The organism is Hymenobacter elongatus, from assembly GCF_004745955.1.
GTDB classification, from domain to species: Bacteria; Bacteroidota; Bacteroidia; order Cytophagales; family Hymenobacteraceae; genus Hymenobacter; species Hymenobacter elongatus.
This window is the reverse complement of record NZ_SRLD01000007.1, coordinates 56,158-77,230: the sequence shown is the minus strand read 5'-3', so window position 1 is coordinate 77,230 and position 21,073 is coordinate 56,158. Positions and strand designations below refer to the sequence as shown.

Sequence of the window (21,073 nt, the reverse complement as noted above, 5' to 3'; positions counted from 1 at the left end):
CATTTCTTCACGTTTCCTTGCGCATGCACCTGCACCGTCTGCCCGAAGTAATGCACCGCTGGCTTCCCGATACGATCTGGCGCGGCCCGCATGCGCACGGCCAGCCGACGCTATACCTGACCTTCGACGACGGCCCGATTCCGGAGGAGACGCCCTGGGTGCTGGAACAATTGGCGCAATATAATGCCAAAGCCCTGTTTTTTTGCGTGGGCGACAACCTGCGGCGGCACCCGGAAATAGCCCGGGCCGCCGTGGCCGCCGGCCACCAGCTCGGCAACCATACCTACCACCACCTCAGCGGGTGGTCGACGCCGGCAGCTGCCTACCACCAGGACATTCAACAGTGCCAGGCGGCCCTCGACGCTGTGCTGCCTGCTGGGGCCCCGCGCTTTTTCCGGCCGCCCTACGGCCGGCTTACGCCCGCGCTCAACCGTCAGCTGCGGCCTGATTACCGCGTCGTTATGTGGGATTTGCTCACCTGCGATTACGACCACTCCTACGCCAGCGAGCAATGCCTGCGCGATGCCCTGCGCCTGACGCGTCCCGGCTCGGTAGTCGTTTTTCATGACAGCCGCAAGGCCAGCCGCAACCTGCGCTACGTATTGCCCCGCTACCTGGCGCACTTCGCTGGGCAGGGCTTCCGGTTCGAGCTGCTTTAACATTTGTATGCTCGTCATTCTCAGTGCTTATTTCGGACTCTGGTTTTTGGTGCTGGCTACCGCCACGCTGCTGTTCTGGGCGCGCAAGCGCGAAGCCCCGCCCGCGCCGCCCGCGCCCTGGCCCCGGGTTAGCATTCTGATTGCCGCCCGCAATGAGGAAGCCGCGTTAGGGCGCTGCCTGGCGGCTATTCGGCAGCTACGCTACCCGGCGCACTTGCTGGAAGTGCTGGTCGGCGACGATGCCTCCACCGACCAGACCCGGCGCGTCGCCGAGCAAGCTATGCAGGGCTATGCTGGCCAGTTTCAGTGCCTGAGCATTGTCGATAACCTCGGCACGGCCCGGGGTAAGGCCAATGTGCTGGCCCACCTGGCCCGCCAGGCTACCACCGATTTTTTCTTCATCACCGACGCCGATATTACCGTACCCGGTGGCTGGATCGAAGCGCTGCTGCCCTACGCCCGGCCCGAAGTGGGCACGGTGACGGGCCTGACCGTCGTGCATGGCCCCCGGCTGTTCGACCGGCTGCAGGGCCTCGATTGGCTGCTGTCGTTGGGGCTGGTGCAGGTTGTGTCGGATGGGGGCCGCCCGGTAACAGCCATGGGCAACAACATGCTCGTGACGCGCGCCGCCTATGAGGCCACGGGCGGCTACGAGCGGCTGCCGTTTTCCGTCACCGAGGACTTTGAACTGTTCAAGGCCGTGCTGGCCCAGGGTTTCACCTTTCGGAATGTCTTTCGCCCCGAAGTGCTGGCCTACTCGCTGCCCACGAGCACGCCCCTGCGGCTGCTGCACCAGCGCCGGCGCTGGATGCGGGGGGTAGAAGCTTTGCCGGGCTGGCTGCAGGGCGGCCTGATTTTCTACGCGGCGTTTTATCCGCTGCTGCTGCTGCTGGCGTGGCTGGCTGGCCCGCTGGTCGCGCTGAGCGTGCTGGCGGCGAAGGTGCTGCTCCAGGGCGTGCTGGCCTACGGCTGCTACCGCCGGGCGGGTTTGCGCATGCCCTGGCACCTGCTGCCGGCATTTGAAGTATATACCGTGGCTCTGACTATCGGCCTAACCGTGTTTCGGCTATTGCCTCTGTCGTTCGAGTGGAAAGGCCGTTCCTACACCTGACCAATAGCCAAAACCGCCGCGTACTTTGTGCCAGCCACGGCAGCTTACCGCTGAAAAGTCAGCGGTGGCACTCACCCCGTATTACCTACCCCGTACCACATGCAGCTCACCGATTCGCACGCCCACATTTACTCCGAACAATTCAAGACGGACCGCGACGAGGCGTTGCGGCGCGCCTACGAAGTCGGCGTCACGACCATCGTGATGCCCAACATCGACCACACCAGCATCGATAGAATGCTCGAAACGGAGGCGCGGTTTCCGCAGCAGTGCTTCGCCATGATGGGCCTGCATCCGTGCTCGGTGGGCAAGGATTTTGAGCGGGAACTGTATCTGGTGGAAGAGTGGCTCGGCAAGCGGCCGTTTGCTGCAGTAGGGGAGTGCGGCCTCGACTTTTACTGGGATAAAACCTTCGTCGCTCAGCAGCAGGAGGCGCTACGCGTGCAGGTAGCTCTGGCCAAGAAGTACGACCTGCCCGTGGTGCTGCACACCCGCGACGCCTTCGCCGAAACCGCCGACATCATCGAGGCTGCTCAGGATGGCACGCTGCGCGGGGTATTTCACTGCTTTTCGGGGACGAAGGAAGAGGCTGACCGCGCTATAGGGCTGGGCTTCAAGCTGGGCATTGGCGGCGTGGCAACGTTCAAAAACGGCGGGGCCGACAAGTTTCTGCCCGCCGTTGACCTGGCGCACCTGCTGCTCGAAACCGACTGCCCCTACCTGGCTCCCGTGCCGCACCGGGGCAAGCGCAACGAGCCTTCCTATCTGCCCCTGATAGCGCACCGTGTAGCCGAGCTGCTGGGCAAAACGCCGGAGGAAATTGCGGAAGCCACTACTCGTACGGCCCAAGACCTGTTCAAGCTGTAGCTTGCCTTACTTTCTTCCGCCTTCTCCACCCGCCCCGCCCGTGCCTGTTCATCCCCTTACGCTGCCTCTCATTACCATTACGCCCGTCGGACCCGGGGCCCGGCCTGCTACTTCCGTGCTGGTCATTTACACGGGCGGCACCGTGGGCATGGAGTATAGCAAGAGCGGGGAGCTGGTACCCATGAAGTTCGAGCAAATTCGGCGGAAAATGCCCGAGCTGCGCCAGCTCAACATGAACCTCTCGGTGCTGAGCCTGTCCCAGCCGATTGACTCTTCCAACGTAACGGCCCGCGACTGGCTGGCGCTGGCCGCTATTATCGAGGAAAACTACGCCCACTACGACGGTTTCGTGGTGCTGCACGGCACCGACACTATGGCCTACTCGGCGGCAGCACTGAGCTACCTGCTGGAAAACGTGGGCAAAACCGTTGTTTTTACCGGGGCCCAGGTGCCCGTGGGCCGCATCCGTACCGATGCCCGCCGCAACCTGATTACCGCCCTCGATATTGCCGTGGCGCGCCACCCCAAGGCTGGCACGGTGCGCGTGCCGGAAGTGTGCGTCTTCTTCAACGACCTGCTGATTCGGGGCAACCGCGCCAAGAAGGTCGAAAGTCGGCAATACAATGCTTTCCGCAGCGAAAACTACCCGCCCCTGGCCCGCGCCGGCATTGAGGTTGAGTTCAATGACAAGCAGATCCGCCACTTGCCCTCTGCGCCCTTGCGCGTGCACCAGCAGCTGGAAGAGCAGGTCGTGATTCTGAAGCTGTTTCCCGGCATCACCGAGCGGGTCGTGCGGTCTATTCTGGAAGTGGAAGGCCTGCGGGGCTGCGTGCTCGAAACCTACGGCTCAGGCAACGCGCCCACGGCCGCCTGGTTTTTACAGTGTCTGCGCGATGCCCACGAGCGGGGTGTGCAGCTGCTTAACGTGAGCCAGTGCGAGGAAGGCCGCGTGATTCAGGGGCAATACGAAACCAGCTCCCAACTCACTGATCTGGGCGTAATTGGCGGCGAAGATATTACGGCCGAAGCCGCCATTACTAAGCTCATGTTTGTGCTGGGCCTCGGCCGCAGCCCTCAGCAAACGGCCCGCTTACTGGCCCAGGACCTGCGCGGCGAAATCAGTTTAGGCTAACAGGAATAGCCGCCGGCTTGTGTTTCCGGAAAAAGGGCCGTTACTTTGCACCCGATTACTACCCTAGAGAGGTGTCCGAGTGGTCGAAGGAGCACGCCTGGAAAGTGTGTATAGCCCAAAAGGTTATCGTGGGTTCGAATCCCATCCTCTCTACAGAAAATTAGAAAAGCCCCGCACAGGTCGTTTAAACACGGTTTGTGCGGGGTTTTCCTTTTGGTGTGTGCGTGGCTATTGTATTTTCACAGAATAAGCCACAAGAGTTCACCACAAATCCGAGCCTCCATCAGTCGCAGAGCGCATGCAAAAATTCTGAGCGGGCATTTGCGGTCAACTTATGCGCCAGCAAGTACAGTGCGGTTCGCCTTGCGAGAATTACCAGATGGGTTTTCGTCACCAACTGCCTAATTCTTCTAGCTTTAGGAGCAAGATGCCACAGCCGCTACTGTAACCCGGGTTAGCTCGGCCTACTTTCGAACGATTCTGTCGTTCTGGCTAGGGTGGCTGCGGTTCGTTTCTCCACCTTTTCTGGCCGGCATTGGTATGATTGCTCCTCTACCCAGCGCGATACTAGCCCCCGCCCCGGGCCTCAGCAGCGAAGATCTGGCCCCCATTGCTCCGGCCCACCGCAGCTGGGGCACGGGCAATTACGCGGCCCTCTGGATCAGCATGAGCCTGTGCATCCCGACCTATATGCTGGCCAGTTCCCTGATTCAGGGCGGTATGAACTGGTGGCAGGCGCTGCTGACCATCTTTCTGGGCAACAGTATCGTGCTCATTCCGATGTTGCTCAACGGGCGGGCGGGAGCCCGGTACGGTATTCCGTTTCCGGTGTTGGCACGGGCTAGCTTCGGGGTGCGTGGGGCCAATGTTCCGGCGCTGCTCCGGGCGCTGATTGCCTGCGGCTGGTTTGGTATTCAAACCTGGATCGGGGGCTACGCACTCTATCAGATGGGGGTGCTGTGGCTGCCGGCCCTGGCTACGCTGCCGCCGGTTTTTCCGGCTTCCTGGGCGCTGGCTACGGGCCCGGCCATTACGTTTTTTCTGTTTTGGCTGCTCAATATGTACGTGGTGCACTTGGGGGTCGAGAGCATCAGGAAGTTGCTGGTCTTCAAGGCTTTTTTTCTGCCCGTGGCGGCGCTGGCGCTGCTGTGGTGGGCCATTACGGCCGGGCATGGCCTGGGCCCGATTCTGGCGCAGCCATCCAAATTCGCCACTGACGCCGCTTTCTGGGCGTTTTTCTTTCCCGCTCTCACGGGTATGGTGGGCTTTTGGGCTACGCTTTCGTTGAATATTCCCGACTTCACCCGGTACGCCACCAGTCAGCGGGCCCAACTGCTGGGGCAGGCCATTGGGCTACCCGCTTCCATGACCGTTTTTTCCTTCGTGGGTGTGGTCGTAACCTCCGCCACCTTCGTGATTTACGGCACCACTATCTGGGACCCGGTGGTGCTGGCTGGTAAGTTCGACAGCAAGCTGCTGGTGAGCGTCGCCATGCTGGCCGTGGCGCTTTCTACGCTGGCTACCAATATTGCCGCCAATATCGTGAGTCCGGCCAACGACTTCGCCAATGTTTCGCCCGCCCATATTACGTTCAAGACCGGGGGCTACATCACCGGCGTACTGGGGCTCCTGATCTTCCCCTGGAAGCTTATTGCGGATCCTTCCGGTTACATTTTTACCTGGCTGGTGGGCTATTCGGGCTTGCTTGGGCCCATTGGCGGCATTATGCTGGCCGATTATTACCTGCTGCGCAAAGAACACCTCGACGTGCCCCAGCTTTATCAGTACCAAGGCGCCTATACCTATCAAAAGGGCTATAATATGCGGGCGTTGGTCGCATTGATCATCGGAATTCTGCCCAACGTCCCGGGCTTTCTCGCCGCCATCGGTGCCTTAGACAAACAATTGATCTGGGCTGGGCTGGTTGCAGTGTATGACTACGCCTGGTTCGTTGGTTTTTTTGTGGCAGGTGGCGTGTACATGCTGCTCATGAGACAGGAGCAGACCAACTTGGCACCCCATAAGTGGCGCCCTACTGAAAAAGCGTCCTCGATCCATGCTGCTGCGAAAACAGAAATCTAAACCAGAGAGCGGATGCTGCGTTTCGCTTTTTCAGTAGGCTACCTGCTGAGTCGAAAGCCCGTAGCCGTACTGGTGGCATGAACCCAAGCGCTGTTTGCGCTGTGTTGCCGGCCACTGCTAGTAATTAGTTGTTAGTCAAGGTGCTAGTTTGTTGGGTGAGTAAGTACTTACTAAATTTTTACTGTAGTATAGTGGGTCTATAGAAACGTTTTCTTAATATTGTGCCAGTCATCAGGCAGCGAATCCCCCCCGTTGGCTGGTACTGAAAATTCCCGCGCCCTGTTTACCAGATGAACCCCACCCCATCTGGAAATAACTGTCAAGAAATCAACCGGCTTCCCACTCGGCACGTTGACGTATTGATATTCCAAAATCTATAGTCGGCCGAACCGGTAGTATGCCGGTTCGGCCGGTTTGTTTCCGGGAAGTTTGGATTTTGGATAAGAGCTGTACGCGTGAACAGGAGGGCGACTTTAGTGGGGAGGACTCGTGTAGTGCACGGTTCTCAGAATGTAGGTGTAAGTATATGGTATGCTGCCCGATAAAGTCTGGCTGCGCCGCGCAATGATAGGTAGTGCTAGAGCCCCTTCTGATGCCCGGATAACCCGAAAACAAAAAAAGGCGCCCCACCCGGAACGCCCTTTCAATGAATCATGACCGACGAAAATTCCCACCCAACGTCAGTCCGATCCTTTATCGTACAGCTGCGGTATCCTGAAAAAAGCAGGTAGCAGCGTTATGTCTGTTTGATTTTTGACCTGTTATTATAATGCTAAGGTAGAGGCAGAAAGTTCTGTATTCCACGACTGCTTTTGCCAATTATGATGCTGTATTGACCAAAATGTAGGCTTCACCAAGCAAGGTGGCTGTGCATGTTGCCTACATCTTCCCGCGGAAGTAGCTAACGCAGCATGGAGTAATAACATGTGTCGGGTGTTAACTAAATGAATAATAAAGAGTTGTGAAAAGGGTGAGGTTCAGGAATAGCTGACGCCATTGTACTACGTGCTTCAGTACTGACGAAAAGTTGATCCGGCTGTTTGTCAAACTACATCAGGTGGCGCAGGCAGAGGCATCCAGTGGGTGACTCCTTTCACGTAGCGGTCAATGCCGTGCGGATCGGGGGTGACGAACATGTGTGCCGACTTGGCGGCATTAGTGGGCTTGTAGGTAGCCACGGTTATTTCCAGCCACGACGAGGGCACGTACACCAACACCTGCTGATTGGGCTGGGGTAACTGTTGCGCCCGGGTAATCCAGGCAGTGTCGGGGGCAGAAGGCATACGCTTGCGGAACGGTGAAAGGGCAAATCTACACAAGCGCCAGCAGAACCAGCGGACCATGGGAGTGCTGGCGTATGGTCTAATTAGCACGTTTAGTCAGCGCTACCGGAGCAGTGCTGGGTATGCTGTGTTGGTGGCGCAAGCAGAAAACCACTAGGTAGTGATTGGTCAAAACGCCTTCGTGGACAGATAGATGCGAAAAAGCGCTGCCCCGAAGGTCCTCGACGGCTGTCAGCGCTGACGATGTGATAAGTGAACACGCGGTGCTATTGGGCATCAAAAAAGCCCCCACCAACCGGCGGGGACTTTGTGTGTGCTGGCAGGGGCAGCTTAGCTTTTGGATTTGAATTTATCCTTGCCTTTGCCATGCTTGGCTATCTTATCGTCGCGCAGCTGCACGTACTTCGCAACCTGGTCGGTGGTCAGGACCTGCTGGAGCTGAGCTTCGAACTGGTCTTTCAGGCTTTTCATTTCCTGGCGCTTGGCCGGCGTTTTAGGGCTGGCAGTGTACTTATCTTTTAGCGCCTGCTCCTGTTGCTGCTGCGCCAGCCTGATTTGCCGCACCCGCTGCGTCTGGTCGGCGGAAAGGGCAAGCTTCTGGGTCAGGTGCTGGGCGAAGCGGTCGGCTTGCTGCTCCGGGGTTTTGGCGGCGTGCTTTTGTTTGTGGGCTTCAGTCTTAACCTTGGCTTTCTGTATGGTCGTCGTTTGGGCCGAAGCAACACCAGCGGAAAGGGAGAAAGCGGCGAGCAGAACAAGAATCTTTTTCATAGTTGGGGAGGTGAGGCGAAAAGGGGAAGGAGGAAATAAAGCTTCTCTTAATAGAGGACTTGTTCGCTTTCCTTTCCCTGACTTTGCAACTAGGATGCCAAGATGTAGGCTAGTCCCGCGCTGGCAGCTACGGGCCGCATTGCCGCCGTTAGTAGCTGTGGGCTATGCCGTCTGTCGGTGATACCTCATTGTTGACCATGGCAGTGGCTACGCGTGAACCACCGAAAGATGGGCAAAGGCCTGTCGCCTCCGCACCCGGCCAGAAGTGCCTGCATCTTACCATTAGAGCAGTGTTGAAGTTGACTGGCACATCCTTATCACTGTGCTCCGACAACCTGAGCAATGTCCTGTCGTAAGCACTAAGCTGCTGAAATGAGCCGGGGAACAAGGGCGGAATTTGGCTCCTGGACATAACCTGCCGCCTGATGAGTGGTTAGGTACTACCCGCCACTAAGTGGCATTGCTCGCCCAGTGGTACGTATACGCCTGGCGGGAACAACGCAGTGGAGCACCATAAGCATTGGTTAGATCATTTGAATTTGCTACTGTCATGAGTCAAGAACCTTCTGCTGATTCAGCAGCTACCACCCCCGGCGCCGCGCCCACCGATGGCTCGCGTCGCTCCTTCATGAAGCAGGCCGGCGGCATTCTGGGGCTGGCCCTGGCCCCGCCGCTTATTGGTCAGGCCGAGCGCTTCACCGCATTTTCCAAAACGGTGGAAGGCGTTACGGAGATGACCCTAAAGGTGAACGGCACGGCCCGGGCGCTGCGGGCCGAGCCGCGCGTAACACTGCTCGACGCGCTACGCGAAAACCTGGACCTGACGGGCACCAAAAAAGGCTGCGACCATGGCCAGTGCGGAGCCTGTACGGTACTAGTTGATGGCCGGCGTGTGAATAGCTGCCTGACGCTGGCCGTGATGAATCAGGGCAAGGAAATAACGACCATCGAGGGCTTAGCCAAAGGCGAAGAACTGCACCCCATGCAGGCCGCCTTCGTGAAGCACGATGGTTTCCAGTGCGGCTATTGCACGCCGGGCCAGATTATGTCCGGGGTAGCCTGCGTTCGGGAAGGCCATGCTACTACTGATGACCAGACGCGGGAATGGATGAGCGGCAATCTGTGCCGCTGCGGGGCTTACCCCAATATCGTGGCTGCCGTGCGCGAAGTAGCCGGCAAAAGCTGAGGTGAAACGGGGAGCCGGACTTGGTAGGTGCCCTTGCCCGAATTGCCCAGGCAACGAGGGTAGCGCTACTGCTTCCGCAGGCTCACCGGCGCACTCTTCCACCACTCTACTATTGAGAAGATGAATAACTTCAGCTATACCCAGGCCTCGACGGCCAAAGAGGCTACCAATATCCGCAAGGATGCCAAAGACGCCGCCTTCATTGCCGGCGGCACCACGCTGCTCGATCTGATGAAAGCCGATATCGAGCAGCACCCGCAGCTGGTGGATATCAACATGCTGCCTTTCAGAGGTATTGAGCTGAACGACGGCAGTCTGCGCATCGGGGCCATGGAGCGCATGAGCGACGTGGGCGAAAACGCGCTGGTGCTGCAGCAGTTTCCGGCTGTATCGGAAGCCTTGTTGCTAAGCGCCTCGCCGCAGCTGCGCAACATGGCCAGCATCGGCGGCAACCTGATGCAGCGTACGCGCTGCGGCTACTTCCGCGACACTGCTTTTCCCTGCAACAAGCGCAACCCCGGCTCGGGCTGCCCCGCCCAACAGGGCGACAATCGCAACCTCGCCATTCTGGGCGGCAGCCAGGCCTGTATTGCCACCAATGCCGGCGACTTAGCCGTGGCCCTGGCTGCTCTGGACGCGGTAGTGCTGCTCGAAAATGCCAAGGGCAAGCAGCGCCGCGTGCCGCTACTTGAGTTTCATGTGCTGCCGGGCACCACGCCCCAGCGCGAAACCATTATTGAAGCCGACGAGCTAATTGTGGCCGTGCTGGTGCCTGCTACGGCCCAGGCGCGCAAATCGCACTACGTGAAGGTGCGCGACCGGGCCTCGTATGCTTTCGCGCTGGTGTCGGCGGCCGTGGGGCTCGATGTGCAGGGCGGCCAGATTCGGGCGGCGCGCATTGCGCTGGGCGGCGTGGGCACCAAGCCCTGGCGGGCCCAAGAAGCAGAAAAGCTATTGGTGGGCAAAGCCGCTACGGAGGAGAATTTCCGGGCCGCCGCTGCTGCTGCCGTGCGCGGTGCCCAGCCCCGGGAGCATAACCGCTTCAAGGTGGAAATGGTCCAGAAAACCATCGTCCGGGCCTTGCAGGAGCTCATGGCCTAAAGCCGCACTGTTACTTCCCGTATTCTCCGTCAACGGATTTTTACCCATGGATACCGAACCAACCTTCTTCGAAACCAACGGCCCCGGTACGGGCGGCGTTGTCGGACTCCCTCTCGACCGGGTCGACGGCTTTGCCAAAGTAACGGGCCAAGCCAAATATTCGGCCGAATACCGGCTGCCGGGCCTCACCTACGGCGTACTTAAAACTAGTGCCATTGCCAAGGGTAAAATCCTGAGCATCGACACGGCAGCGGCGGCTAAGGAGCCCGGTGTGCTGGCCGTGCTGACGCACCTGAACATGCCCAAGCTGGCTAAGACGCCCAACGACGCCGAGGGTAAAAAGGCCATTGGTGCCCCAATGGGGTTCCTGCCGCTTACTTCCGACCAGATTCACTACGCCGGCCAGCCCGTAGCCCTGATTGTGGCCGATACCTTTGAGCGGGCCACGCATGCTGCCTCGCTGGTACGGGTGCAGTACGCCGAAGAAAAGCCTATCGGCTCGTTTCTCGACCCCAAAGCCCAGGTGTTTGACCCCGAGAAGGTGCAGGATGGCAAAACCCCCGGCCACACCCGGCGCGGCAACCCGCAGGATGCCCTGGCAGCCTCGGCGGTACAGCTCACGGCTACTTACGTGCATGCCATCAACCACCACAACCCGATGGAGCCCGGGGCTACTACGGCCGTATGGGAAGCGCCCGACCGGGTTACGGTCTACGAATCGACCCAGGGCGTGACCCGGACGCAGAAGTCAGTGGCGACGATGCTGGGCTTGCCCCAGGAGCAGGTGCGGGTGATTACCAAATACCTCGGGGGCGGCTTTGGCTGCAAAGGCGCTTCGTGGCCCCACACTATTCTCACGGTGCAGGCCGCCAAGGCCGTGGGCCGACCGGTGAAACTCTCGCTCACCCGGCCGCAGATGTTTACCAGCATGGGCCACCGCGAAGACCAGACCCAAACGCTGAAGCTGGGCGCTACCAAAGAGGGGAAACTCACGGCTCTCATTCACGAGAAAACCTCGACTACCTCGCCTTGGGACAACTACGCCGAGCCCAACAGCAAGATCATCAACCTGCTCTACGAGTGCCCTAACTTCGAGTCGTCGTACCAACTGGGCCGGGCCAATGTGATGACCTCCACGTTCATGCGGGCCCCCGGCGAAGCGCCCGGCTCGTTTGCCATCGAGTGCTCCATGGATGATCTGGCGTATCAGCTGGGCATCGATCCGCTACAGATCCGGCTGCTGAACTACGCCGAGAAAGACCCCAGCAACGGCAAGCCGTGGTCGAGCAAGAGCCTGAAACAGTGCTATGCCCGGGGGGCCGAGTTATTTGGCTGGAGCAAGCGCAACCCCAAGGCGGGCGTCACCCGTGAGGGGCGCTACCTCGTGGGCATGGGTATGGCTACCGCTTCGTATCCGGTACACAACTCGCAGGGCACGGCCCGCGTGCGGCTCTATGCCGATGGCCACGCCGTGGTGCAAACCGGCGCTACCGACCTGGGCACGGGCACCTACACCGTAATGACGCAGGTGGCGGCCGATGCCTTGGGTATCGCGCCCGATAAAGTACGCTTCGAGCTAGGCGACACCAAGCTCCCTACGGCCCCCAATTCCGGGGGCTCGGTAGCGGCAGGCACCGTGTCGTCGTCTATATACATGGCGGCGCAGGACGTGTGGCAGAAGCTGACCAAGCTGGCCATTCAGGATAAAAAATCACCCTTGTTTAAAGCCAAAGCCACCGACGTAGTCGTGGAGAAAGGCCGCCTCGTACTGAAGGCCAACAAAGCCAAGGGCGAGGATTTTGCTGCCCTCATGAAGCGGGCTGAGATAACCGATATGGAAGGCAGCGGCGCGGGCAAATACGGGAGCGGCTACGAGGCCGCCCAAGCCGCCGCTAATGCCGACCCAACCAAGAAGGACGAGGCCGGAGAGCATTCTATGCACTCCTTCGGGGCGCACTTCTGCGAGGTGAAAGTAGACGCGGAGCTGGGCACCGTACGGGTTACCCGTTGGGTCAGCATCCATGGTGCGGGTCGTATTCTGAATGCTAAAACTGCCCGCAGCCAGATTATCGGCGGCAGCATCTTTGGTATCGGCAGCGCGCTGATGGAAGAAACATTCCGGGACCCCAACCTGGCCCGCTATACCAACGCCAGTCTGGGTGAATACCACATTCCGGTGAATGCCGATATTCCCGAAATGACGGTCGAATTTATCGACGAGCACGACCCGTATATCAACGCCATGGGCGTGAAGGGAATCGGGGAAATATCGATGGTAGGGGTGGCGGCGGCCGTGGCCAATGCCGTGTTCCATGCCACGGGAAAGCGCATTCGCAGCTTGCCCATCACCCCGGATAAAGTAATGAACTCGCTGGCGGTATAGGCGAGCCTGCCTGACGGGGAATAGCCGTAAACAAGCTTGGTCCGGCAGATAAGGTCTACGGATGCGGGAGGATACTCACGCCCGCCAGGCTTTCTGCCGGGTTCAGCATTCTATTCGCGGACTTATTAAGGAAGTACAATGACCGAATTACAGCGTCTGCTTAGTGCTTATGATACGCACCGAACCGCTGGCCGTGCCTGTGCCTTGGCATCGGTGGTCGATGTGGCGGGTTCGGCGTATCGCCGTCCCGGGGCCCGCATGCTCGTAACGGAAGAGGGCCAGCTGACCGGTGCTATCAGCGGGGGCTGCCTCGAAGGCGACGCCCGCCGCCGCGCCCGCCAGACCATTCAGCAGGGCCGGCCCACCATCGTCACCTACGACTCTACCGACCCCGACGACGACCTGCAGTTCGGGGCCGCTTTGGGCTGCCAGGGCGTCGTGCAGATTCTACTCGAACCCCTGGATTTTCAGGATTCCGACAATCCGTTGGAGTTGTTGCGTCGCTGGGCCGAGGGCGTAGAGGTGCCGGCCGTGGTAGCTACGGTATTTGGCACAGCCGGCGCAGGCGACACCGCGCAAATAGGCCACCGACTGCTGCTCACGGCCCCTGGGGAGGTGCACGGAAACATGCCGGTTAGCTCAGCACTGTATGCTGGCATTTTGCACGATGCCCGCACGACTTTAGCGGCCGGGCAGCCCGCCACCCGCCACTACTCTTTGGGAGCGGGCGTGGTGCGCGTGAGCTTCGAAATATTGCGCCCCCCGGTGCGGCTGACGGTGTACGGAGCCGGCAACGACGTGCAGCCCGTGGTGCGGCTGGCGGCTGGTTTGGGGTGGCGCGTGCAGGTAGTGGATGGTCGTCCGGCCCAGGCCCAGACCAGCCGGTTTCCGGAAGCCGATGTCGTGCGGGTACTGCCGCTGGCCGGAGTAGCTGCCGAGCCGGCAGACGCGAGCTTCGCGCTGCTGATGACGCACAACTACTACTACGATTTGGCCGTGCTGCGCCATTTGTTGGCCGCCCCCACGCGCTATATTGGGCTGCTGGGGCCGCGCAAGAAATATGAGCGGCTGTTGGATGACCTGCGCCAAGACGTGCCCAATGCCGCCGCCCAGCTGCACGGCCGCCTCTACAGCCCTATCGGCCTGAACCTGGGGGCAGAAACGCCCGAGGAAATTGCCTTGTCTATCATAGCGGAGATTCAGGCGGTGCTGGCCGGACGACCTGCGGGCTTCCTGCGCGATTCGCCCCACCCGATTCATCCGCCGCTGCGCTCCGCTGGGCCGCTAGCTGCCGACGGCCGCACGGTGGCCACGTGTGAGCTGTAGCAAAAGCTGCATTTTGACTATGCTAACAGCCATTCTGCTGCTTGCTGCCGGCTCTTCCTCCCGCCTTGGCCAGCCCAAGCAACTCTTACACTACCAGGGCCAGACGTTGTTGCGCCGGGCGGCCACCACGGCCATAGCCGCCGCCGGCGGTCCGGTCATCGTCGTGACTGGCGCCTTGCACGAGGAGCTGCTGCCGGAGTTGGCTGGGCTGCCCCTGACCGTGGTGCGCTGCCCGGAGTGGGAGCAGGGCATGGGCGCTTCGCTGAAGTCTGGCCTGGCTGCGTTGGAGAAAAATGTTACTTCAGATTCTATAGCGGGCATTACGGTGATGCTCTGCGACCAGCCGCTGGTGACGCCCGCGCTGTTGCGTCAGCTTTCGGCAACGCATAGTGCTACCGGCCAGCCAATTGTGGCCTCCGAATACGGCGGGGTACGGGGCGTGCCCGTGTTCTTCGCTAGCCGCATGGTGCCGTTGCTGCTGCACATGCCCCATGCGGCCGGGGCCGCGCAGCTCCTGAAGCAACACCCGGCATGGGTAGCCACAGTGGCCTTCCCGGGCGGCGCGACGGACGTGGATACGCCAGCACAGTACGAGGCCCTGCTGGCTCAGGAACCACCGCGTCATTCCGCTACCAGTGCCGCCAACCGGTAGCTCTTGTCACCAACTGCCGTTGCTAATGCATGCGGGGGAGAAGCGTTGCGGATAGAAAATTGCCGCCTTTGCCGCCCAGTTCCGATGCGAAGTGGCCTCCCGAACAGGCACCTGGCAGTCAAATGCTAACGTCCCGGCGGCAACGGCAACGGCGAATTCCCGTTATCTTGCCCGTCACCACACCGCCAACCTCTGCCCTCATGACGCCAGCCTCCACTGCTACGGCCGCCGCGCCGGATGCTTCCTTCGACAATATTCCCAAAGACGATAAGCGCATCACCCGCGGCTGGACCTTCTACGACTGGGCCAACTCGGTGTACCCATTGGTAATTACCAGCTCCATTTTCCCGATTTACTGGGGCGCGATGGTGAAGCAGGTAACGGGCACCGACAGCGGCAAAAGCCCCATCAACTTCCTTGGGTTTCAGGTGCCGGGCTCCTCGCTGCTCACCTACGCCATTTCGGCGGCCTTTCTCTTCATTGCCATCATCAGCCCGTTTCTGACGTCGCTGGCTGACTTTTCGGGCCGGAAGAAGCTCTTTATGCAGATCTTCTGCTACCTGGGGGCGGCTTCCTGCGCGGCACTGTTCTTTTTTACCCCCGATACGCTCACGGCCAGCACCTTCGTGTTCATTTCGGCCACCATCGGCTTCTCGGGCTCCATCGTATTCTATAACTCCTACCTGCCGCTGATTTCGTCGGAGGAGAAGTACGATTCGCTCTCGGCGCGGGGGTTTTCGATGGGCTACATTGGCTCGGTGCTGCTGCTGCTGGTGTGCCTGGGCCTGATTATGGGCCACGAAAAGTTGGGGCTGGAGGAAGGCTTTGCCACCCGGCTGGCGTTTCTGCTCACGGGCATCTGGTGGGCGGGCTTCGCCCAAATTCCTTTTCTGACTTTGCCCGCCGACCCCGGCCGGCCCGCCAGTGCCGCCGCCGACTCGGGTTGGCTGCTCAATGGCTTTCGGGAGCTGGGCAAAGTATGGGCGCAGTTGCAGCAGCTCCCCAACCTGAAACGCTTTCTGCTGGCTTACTTCACCTACAACATGGGGGTGCAAACAGTGATGTACGTCGCCACCATTTTCGGCGACGAAGAATTGAAGCTTGAAAGCTCCGCTCTGATTCTTACCATCTTGCTGCTCCAAATCGTGGGCATATTGGGGGCCTACCTGTTTGCCAAGCTCTCGGAGCGCATCGGTAACACGCGGGCCCTGAGCTGGGCCGTGCTCATCTGGATGCTGATTTGTGTCGGGGGCTACTTTGTGCAGGCCGGTTGGAGCTTCTACGCCCTGGCCGCCGTCATTGGCCTCACGATGGGAGCGGTGCAGAGTCTTTCGCGCAGCACCTATTCCAAGATTATTCCCGAAAATACACCCAATACGGCTGCGTTTTTCAGCTTCTTCGACGTAACTGAGAAGCTCAGCATCGTTATCGGTACGGCCGTGTTTGGTATCATCGCGCAGGTTACGGGGTCGATGCGCAACAGCATTCTGTCGCTCATCGTGTTCTTTATTCTGGGCCTGATTTTCCTGCTTCGCCTGCGGGGCAAGAAACTGCGCGATGAGCCCACCACGGCCGCTACGCCTGCCATCGGCATGCCCGCCTCCGCGAAGTAGCAGCACCCCCGGCGCACGAATTGTTGGTATTGATGCCGCTTAGTTCTTCATTGGAATACGCCGTGTGCATACCCCTGATCCACTTCCGTTCACCTACTTCATCTTCGCATGAATACTGCCACGCAACCCTCTCTGCAAACCGCCCTCAGCCAGGAGCTGAAACGGGAGCTGATGCTGACCCGCCGAATGCTGGAGCGGGTGCCGACCGAACAGTTTGCCTGGCAGCCCCACCCCAAATCGATGAAAATGGGCACGTTGGCTTCGCATATGGCCAACCTGGTGGGTTTCCTGCAAATGTCGCTGCAAGGACCCGAAACCGACATGGCCACCGTCACGCCGGTGCCGTCGCCCACCGATACCGACGAAGTATTGCGGCGCTTCGACATCAACGCCGAGAACATTCACCAGGCGCTGGCCGATGTGGACGACGACACTTTCCACAGCATGTGGACCATGCGCCGGGGCGAGCAGGTATTCATGCAGCTGCCCCGCACCGCCGTGGCCCGCGTGCTGGTCCTGAACCACCTCATTCACCACCGCGGCCAGATGAGCGTGTATCTGCGCCTGCTCGATATTCCCGTGCCCGCCGTCTACGGCGGTTCCGCCGACGAAGCTCCGGTGCAATAAAACGCACGCCCATGTCGGTCCTCGCACCGACATAGTACTTCCTCTTACATGCACAAAGCCCCGACGTTACTACAACGTCGGGGCTTTGTGATACAGGGTTGCTGGTCACTTCACTTCACGAAGGACAGATTGTGTCGTTCCTCGCGCTGGCAAGGGCTTTACTTTCGCTTGTATACCTGTTCGCCCGCAATCCAGGTCTGCTGCACCTGCGCGCCGCGTAGCTCCGGGTTGGGGGCCTTCAGCAGATCTTTGTCCAGAAGCACGAAATCAGCCGCCATGCCGGGCGCGATGCTGCCTTTTTGCTTTTCCTCGAAGGCGGCGTGGGCCGCCCAGGTAGTCATACCGCGTAGCGCGTCGGGGCGGCTCAGCGCATTCGCGGGCTGGAAGCCGCCGTCCGGGTAGTTCTTCGCGTCCTGCCGGGCCACGGCCGAATGGAAGCCAAAAAGCGGATTGATATCTTCCACCGGAAAGTCGGAGCCGATGGCCACTTGGCCATACTGCTTGCGCAACTCCTCGTAGGCGTAAGCCGTTTTCAGGCGCTGCTGGCCCAGCCGCTCACCGGCCCAGTACATATCGGAAGTGGCGTGCGTGGGCTGCACCGAAGGCACAATGCCGAACTGCCCGAACTTACCCATATCGGCGGCGGTAATCACCTGGGCGTGCTCGATGCGCCAGCGCCGGTCTTTCAGGCCGCGCAGGGTTGCGCCGTAGATGTCGAGAATGATACGGTTGGCCGAGTCGCCGATGGCGTGCGTATTCATCTGAAACTTGCTGGCCGCAATTTCTTTGGCCAGCGCCCGGTATTCCTTTTCGGTTGACAGCAGGAAGCCGGTTTCCTGTGGTTTGTCAGCATAGGGCTCCACCAGGCAGGCGCCGCGCGAGCCCAGCGCGCCATCGGCGTACACCTTGAAGGAATTTACCGTCAGCCGGTCGTGAAATATCGGTCCGTTTTTGAAGTAGAAGTCCTTGTTGGCGGCGGTTGGGTTGAGCATGACATACAGGCGCAGCTTCAGCTTGCCCTGCTTTTGCAGCGCCTCCAGCTGGTCGATGTTGGGTTTGTCGAGGCCCGCGTCGGCCAGGCTGGTGAGGCCCACGGCCACGCACAGCTGCTGCGCCTGTACCAGCAGCGCTTCGGCCTCGGCAGCGGTAGGCGCCGGAATTTTGGCCGATACCAAGTCCACGGCGTTGTCTACGAGCAGGCCCGTTAGCTGGCCCCGCGCGTCGCGGGTGATGGTGCCGCCGCTAATGGGCGTTTGAGCCGTGATGCCCGCCAGATCCAAGGCTTTCTGGTTTACGAGGGCCGCGTGGCCATCGACGCGGATAATGAACACCGGCACATCCGGAAAGAGCTTATCCAGCGTGTCCTTGGTCGGAAACTGCTTGTTGGCCCAGTCGTTCTGGTCCCAGCCGCGGCCCGTGAGCCAGGCGGCCTGCGGGTATTGCCGGCGCTGGTCGCGCAGCTTCTGCACTACCTCGGCCCAGGAAGTGGTGCCCACCAGGGCAGCGTCGCGCAGGCCCAAGGCATAGCGGTAGAAGTGGCAGTGCGCATCGTAAAAGCCGGGGTAAATAAACTGCCCCTGGGCATCGACTTCCTGCTTGGGTTGAAACTTGGCCCGCAACTCGTCGGCCGTGCCTACGCCCACAAACTTGCCGTCGCGGACGGCAAAAGCCTGGGCCTGGGAAAAGGCCGAATCGACGGTGTATACGGTGGCATTGTAGACGAGCAGATCGGCGGCGGGGCGGGAGGTGCAGGCCAGAAAGCCCAGCAGCGGCAGCAGCAGGCAGGAGCGTAGCAATGAAGTCATGGAGCGAAGGTAGCACCAGGACTTTATTTCTAGCCCGTCGGGTTAGTGCAGCACCAGGGCCGGCTGCTGGCAATGGTGCAGCCACGCCCGCGCGGGTGCTTCTTCCGTAAACCGCTCTACCCGGTACGGCCGTTTTCTGTAGTAAGCGGCGCTGGGTACATTCTTATCCGACAGGTCGCCGGCCAAGTGGTGCGAGGCCATCAGAAAGGCCAGATGCGTGGTGCCCTTGAGCTTTTTTGACACCTGGGGCAAAAACTCGTTGAGCGTCCAAAGTACATCGGCCGAATCGATGCAGACGCGGCGGCGAATGTCAATCAGCCAGGATCGGCAGTCGTGTTCCACGGCTTGCTCCAGCAGGGCCGCGTAGCCCCGGTGGAGCTCAAACGGCATCACCCCGCGCAACCATTTGACAACGATGATCTGCTCGGCCCCGTCGAGTGTAAGTTCCAGATAGGAGGTGGTAAGCAAAAGCATCAGCGAAACAGGGTGAGATGGGCTGGATAACGATAAAGCGACTTACTGCTGCAGGTTACAAAAACTCCCCGACATCTGAGCTGATGCCGGGGAGTAATTTGCCTCATCATAGGTTTTAAACCAGTGAGGGCGGGGTGCTTAGGCTACTCAAAGCGCATGTGCTTCACCGATTCGCCCGAGTTTTGCAGCTCAATAAGCGAGTCGATGCCAATCTGCAGGTGCGAGGTTACGTAGTCGGTGGTGACTTTTTTGTCGCTCTCCGAGGTCTTCACGCCTTCGGGCGTCATCGGGTTGTCGCTCACCAGCAGCAGCGCGCCGTGGGGAATTTCGTTGACGAAGCCGACCGTGAAAATGGTGGCCGTTTCCATATCCACGGCCATAGCCCGAATCTGGCGCAGATAATCCTTGAAGTTCTCGTCGTGCTCCCACACGCGGCGGTTGGTAGTGTATACCGTGCCGGTCCAGTAGTCTTTCTCGTGCTTCTTGATCATCGACGACACGGCCCGCTGCAGGCGGAACGAGGGCAAGGCCGGAATTTCGGCCGGCAGGTAGTCGTCGGAAGTACCTTCGCCGCGAATGGCAGCGATGGGCAGAATCAGGTCGCCGAGCTTGGTTTTGTTCTTCAACCCGCCGCATTTGCCCAAAAACAAGGCTGCTTTCGGCTTCACGGCGCTCAGCAGGTCCATCACCGTGGCGGCCATCGGGGAGCCCATACCAAAGTTGATGATGGTAATGTTATTGGCCGTCGCCGTTTGCATCGGCTTGTCGATGCCCCGGATTTCGACCCCGAACTGCTCGGCGAACATGGTCACGTAGTTGATGAAGTTCGTGAGCAGAATGTACTGCCCGAACTCTTTGAGCGGTACGCCCGTGTAGCGGGGCAGCCAGTTCTCGACAATGTCGGCTTTGGTTTTCATAGGAGAGGTGAAATGGTGAAGCGGTGAGATGATAGGTTGTGGGTCGGAATGCGGGCGTGCAATAGGAAACTCACCATTTCGCTATTGCACCATCTCACCTTCCGGGTACAAAAAAACCGTCGCACACATGAACGACGGTACCCGGATGAAAAGCAGTAGCAGAGGCTCCGGGCCGTACCTTTGTAGGTGATGCAAGAACTGAACCTGCCGCCTTTCGCCCACAAACTTACCCAATCCGGCGAAAATTTGCTAATCTGGGATATACTGCGCCGCAAGGCCGTGGTGCTCACGCCCGAGGAGTGGGTGCGCCAGCACGTAGTTCACTACCTGATCGGCCACTTGGGCTACCCCAAGGGCTTGCTCAGTCTGGAGCGCGGCCACGCCTACAACCAGCGCCAGAAGCGCACCGACCTCTGCGCCTTCGATGCCGCGGGGCGGCCTTTGCTGCTGGTGGAGTGCAAAGCGCCCTCGGTGCCCATTACGGCGGCTACCGCCCACCAGGCGGCCACCTACAACCAAACGGTTGGGGCTCCCTTGCTGCTGCTCACCAATGGCTTGCAGCACTACTGCTGGCGCGTCGATTTTGCGGCCCGCACCAACGAGCGGCTCAACGAAATCCCGCCCTACTCGCAGGCGCTGCCAACCTAGCCTATGCTGGGGCCGGGAAGCATGCGCAGCAGCCGGAGGCATCTTGTAGTGCCGGGTTGCTGCTACTTTTAACCATTCAGCAGCTGCGGGCAGGAGGGACGTTCGATCGACGAAGGACCCAACATAAGAACCCAGCCAGAAACCGGATTTCTGGCACAGCACTGCGCGTTTTCAGGAGCTGAATAGGTGTTTGGAAATCGGCAGGAGCCCCATTTGTGTCATGCTGAGCGGAGCCGAAGTATCTCTACCGCTTCGGTGAAAAGCGGCTAACTGCGCAATAGAGATGCTTCGACAAACGGACGTCAGATGAAGCATGACGCGAAAATTACAATCCCAAAACACGCTCTTACGAGGTACTGCCCACTCGTGGTGGAGCACTGCCAGGTTGGTAGAGAAGCTGTTTAGAAAGTCGCTGAAAGTCAAATGAGCGTCATGCTGA

The 21,073-nt window shown here is 59.8% G+C and carries 18 protein-coding genes and 1 tRNA gene; 14 read left to right on the top strand and 5 right to left on the bottom strand.

Annotation, left to right across the window (positions count from 1 at the left end; all coding sequences use genetic code 11):
* The first annotated feature begins 23 nt into the window (after window positions 1-23).
* The 6 genes from E5J99_RS05375 (at window position 24) to E5J99_RS05350 (ending at window position 5,851) form a co-directional block, all read left to right on the top strand.
* Complete coding sequence (locus E5J99_RS05375; protein WP_135496697.1) at window positions 24-659, top strand: polysaccharide deacetylase family protein; 636 nt, start codon at window positions 24-26, stop codon at window positions 657-659.
* 7 nt (window positions 660-666) lie between these two features.
* On the top strand, window positions 667-1,770 hold the full coding sequence (locus tag E5J99_RS05370; RefSeq protein WP_167852001.1) for a glycosyltransferase: 1,104 nt from the start codon (window positions 667-669) through the stop codon (window positions 1,768-1,770).
* Between the two features lie 99 nt (window positions 1,771-1,869).
* Window positions 1,870-2,637: a TatD family hydrolase gene (locus E5J99_RS05365; RefSeq protein WP_135496695.1), complete on the top strand. Its 768-nt coding sequence runs from the start codon at window positions 1,870-1,872 to the stop codon at window positions 2,635-2,637.
* Between the two features lie 40 nt (window positions 2,638-2,677).
* Complete coding sequence (locus tag E5J99_RS05360; RefSeq protein WP_245318720.1) at window positions 2,678-3,769, top strand: asparaginase; 1,092 nt, start codon at window positions 2,678-2,680, stop codon at window positions 3,767-3,769.
* A gap of 65 nt (window positions 3,770-3,834) precedes the next feature.
* Window positions 3,835-3,922 (top strand) — tRNA-Ser (locus E5J99_RS05355).
* A 387-nt stretch (window positions 3,923-4,309) separates the two neighbouring features.
* A complete protein-coding gene (locus E5J99_RS05350) occupies window positions 4,310-5,851 on the top strand; it encodes an NCS1 family nucleobase:cation symporter-1 (RefSeq protein ID WP_135496694.1) in 1,542 nt (513 codons plus the stop codon).
* 1,043 nt (window positions 5,852-6,894) lie between these two features.
* Here the strand turns inward: E5J99_RS05350 and E5J99_RS05345 are convergent.
* Both E5J99_RS05345 and E5J99_RS05340 read right to left on the bottom strand, forming a co-directional pair.
* Window positions 6,895-7,134, bottom strand: coding sequence for a DUF551 domain-containing protein (locus E5J99_RS05345; protein WP_167852000.1), 240 nt, complete (start codon window positions 7,132-7,134; stop codon window positions 6,895-6,897).
* A gap of 330 nt (window positions 7,135-7,464) precedes the next feature.
* Window positions 7,465-7,902, bottom strand: a complete 438-nt coding sequence (locus tag E5J99_RS05340) for a hypothetical protein (RefSeq protein WP_135496692.1) — start codon at window positions 7,900-7,902, stop codon at window positions 7,465-7,467.
* A 550-nt stretch (window positions 7,903-8,452) separates the two neighbouring features.
* Here E5J99_RS05340 and E5J99_RS05335 point away from each other — a divergent pair.
* The 7 genes from E5J99_RS05335 to E5J99_RS05305 all read left to right on the top strand — a co-directional run bounded on the left by E5J99_RS05335 (window position 8,453) and on the right by E5J99_RS05305 (window position 16,790).
* On the top strand, window positions 8,453-9,088 hold the full coding sequence (locus tag E5J99_RS05335; protein ID WP_135496691.1) for a (2Fe-2S)-binding protein: 636 nt from the start codon (window positions 8,453-8,455) through the stop codon (window positions 9,086-9,088).
* 120 nt (window positions 9,089-9,208) lie between these two features.
* A complete protein-coding gene (locus E5J99_RS05330) occupies window positions 9,209-10,189 on the top strand; it encodes an FAD binding domain-containing protein (RefSeq protein WP_135496690.1) in 981 nt (326 codons plus the stop codon).
* A gap of 46 nt (window positions 10,190-10,235) precedes the next feature.
* Window positions 10,236-12,572, top strand: a complete 2,337-nt coding sequence (locus E5J99_RS05325; RefSeq protein WP_135496689.1) for a xanthine dehydrogenase family protein molybdopterin-binding subunit — start codon at window positions 10,236-10,238, stop codon at window positions 12,570-12,572.
* 138 nt (window positions 12,573-12,710) lie between these two features.
* A complete protein-coding gene (locus E5J99_RS05320) occupies window positions 12,711-13,898 on the top strand; it encodes an XdhC family protein (protein WP_135496688.1) in 1,188 nt (395 codons plus the stop codon).
* Between the two features lie 19 nt (window positions 13,899-13,917).
* Window positions 13,918-14,550, top strand: a complete 633-nt coding sequence (locus tag E5J99_RS05315) for a nucleotidyltransferase family protein (RefSeq protein ID WP_135496687.1) — start codon at window positions 13,918-13,920, stop codon at window positions 14,548-14,550.
* Between the two features lie 200 nt (window positions 14,551-14,750).
* Window positions 14,751-16,163 (top strand): MFS transporter, encoded by a 1,413-nt coding sequence (locus E5J99_RS05310; protein ID WP_135496686.1) that lies wholly within the window; start codon window positions 14,751-14,753, stop codon window positions 16,161-16,163.
* A gap of 108 nt (window positions 16,164-16,271) precedes the next feature.
* Window positions 16,272-16,790: a DinB family protein gene (locus tag E5J99_RS05305; RefSeq protein WP_135496685.1), complete on the top strand. Its 519-nt coding sequence runs from the start codon at window positions 16,272-16,274 to the stop codon at window positions 16,788-16,790.
* 158 nt (window positions 16,791-16,948) lie between these two features.
* Here E5J99_RS05305 and E5J99_RS05300 read toward each other — a convergent pair whose 3' ends face one another.
* The 3 genes from E5J99_RS05300 to E5J99_RS05285 all read right to left on the bottom strand — a co-directional run bounded on the left by E5J99_RS05300 (window position 16,949) and on the right by E5J99_RS05285 (window position 19,986).
* Window positions 16,949-18,595 carry an amidohydrolase gene (locus tag E5J99_RS05300; protein WP_135496684.1) on the bottom strand — a complete coding sequence of 549 codons (1,647 nt, stop codon included), beginning with the start codon at window positions 18,593-18,595 and terminating at the stop codon, window positions 16,949-16,951.
* A 42-nt stretch (window positions 18,596-18,637) separates the two neighbouring features.
* Window positions 18,638-19,069 (bottom strand): hypothetical protein, encoded by a 432-nt coding sequence (locus E5J99_RS21775; RefSeq protein WP_245318718.1) that lies wholly within the window; start codon window positions 19,067-19,069, stop codon window positions 18,638-18,640.
* 143 nt (window positions 19,070-19,212) lie between these two features.
* A complete protein-coding gene (locus E5J99_RS05285; protein ID WP_135496681.1) occupies window positions 19,213-19,986 on the bottom strand; it encodes an AMP nucleosidase in 774 nt (257 codons plus the stop codon).
* A 189-nt stretch (window positions 19,987-20,175) separates the two neighbouring features.
* Between E5J99_RS05285 and E5J99_RS05280 the strand changes: the two genes are divergently transcribed.
* Complete coding sequence (locus E5J99_RS05280; RefSeq protein ID WP_135496680.1) at window positions 20,176-20,634, top strand: type I restriction enzyme HsdR N-terminal domain-containing protein; 459 nt, start codon at window positions 20,176-20,178, stop codon at window positions 20,632-20,634.
* Window positions 20,635-21,073 lie beyond the last annotated feature (439 nt).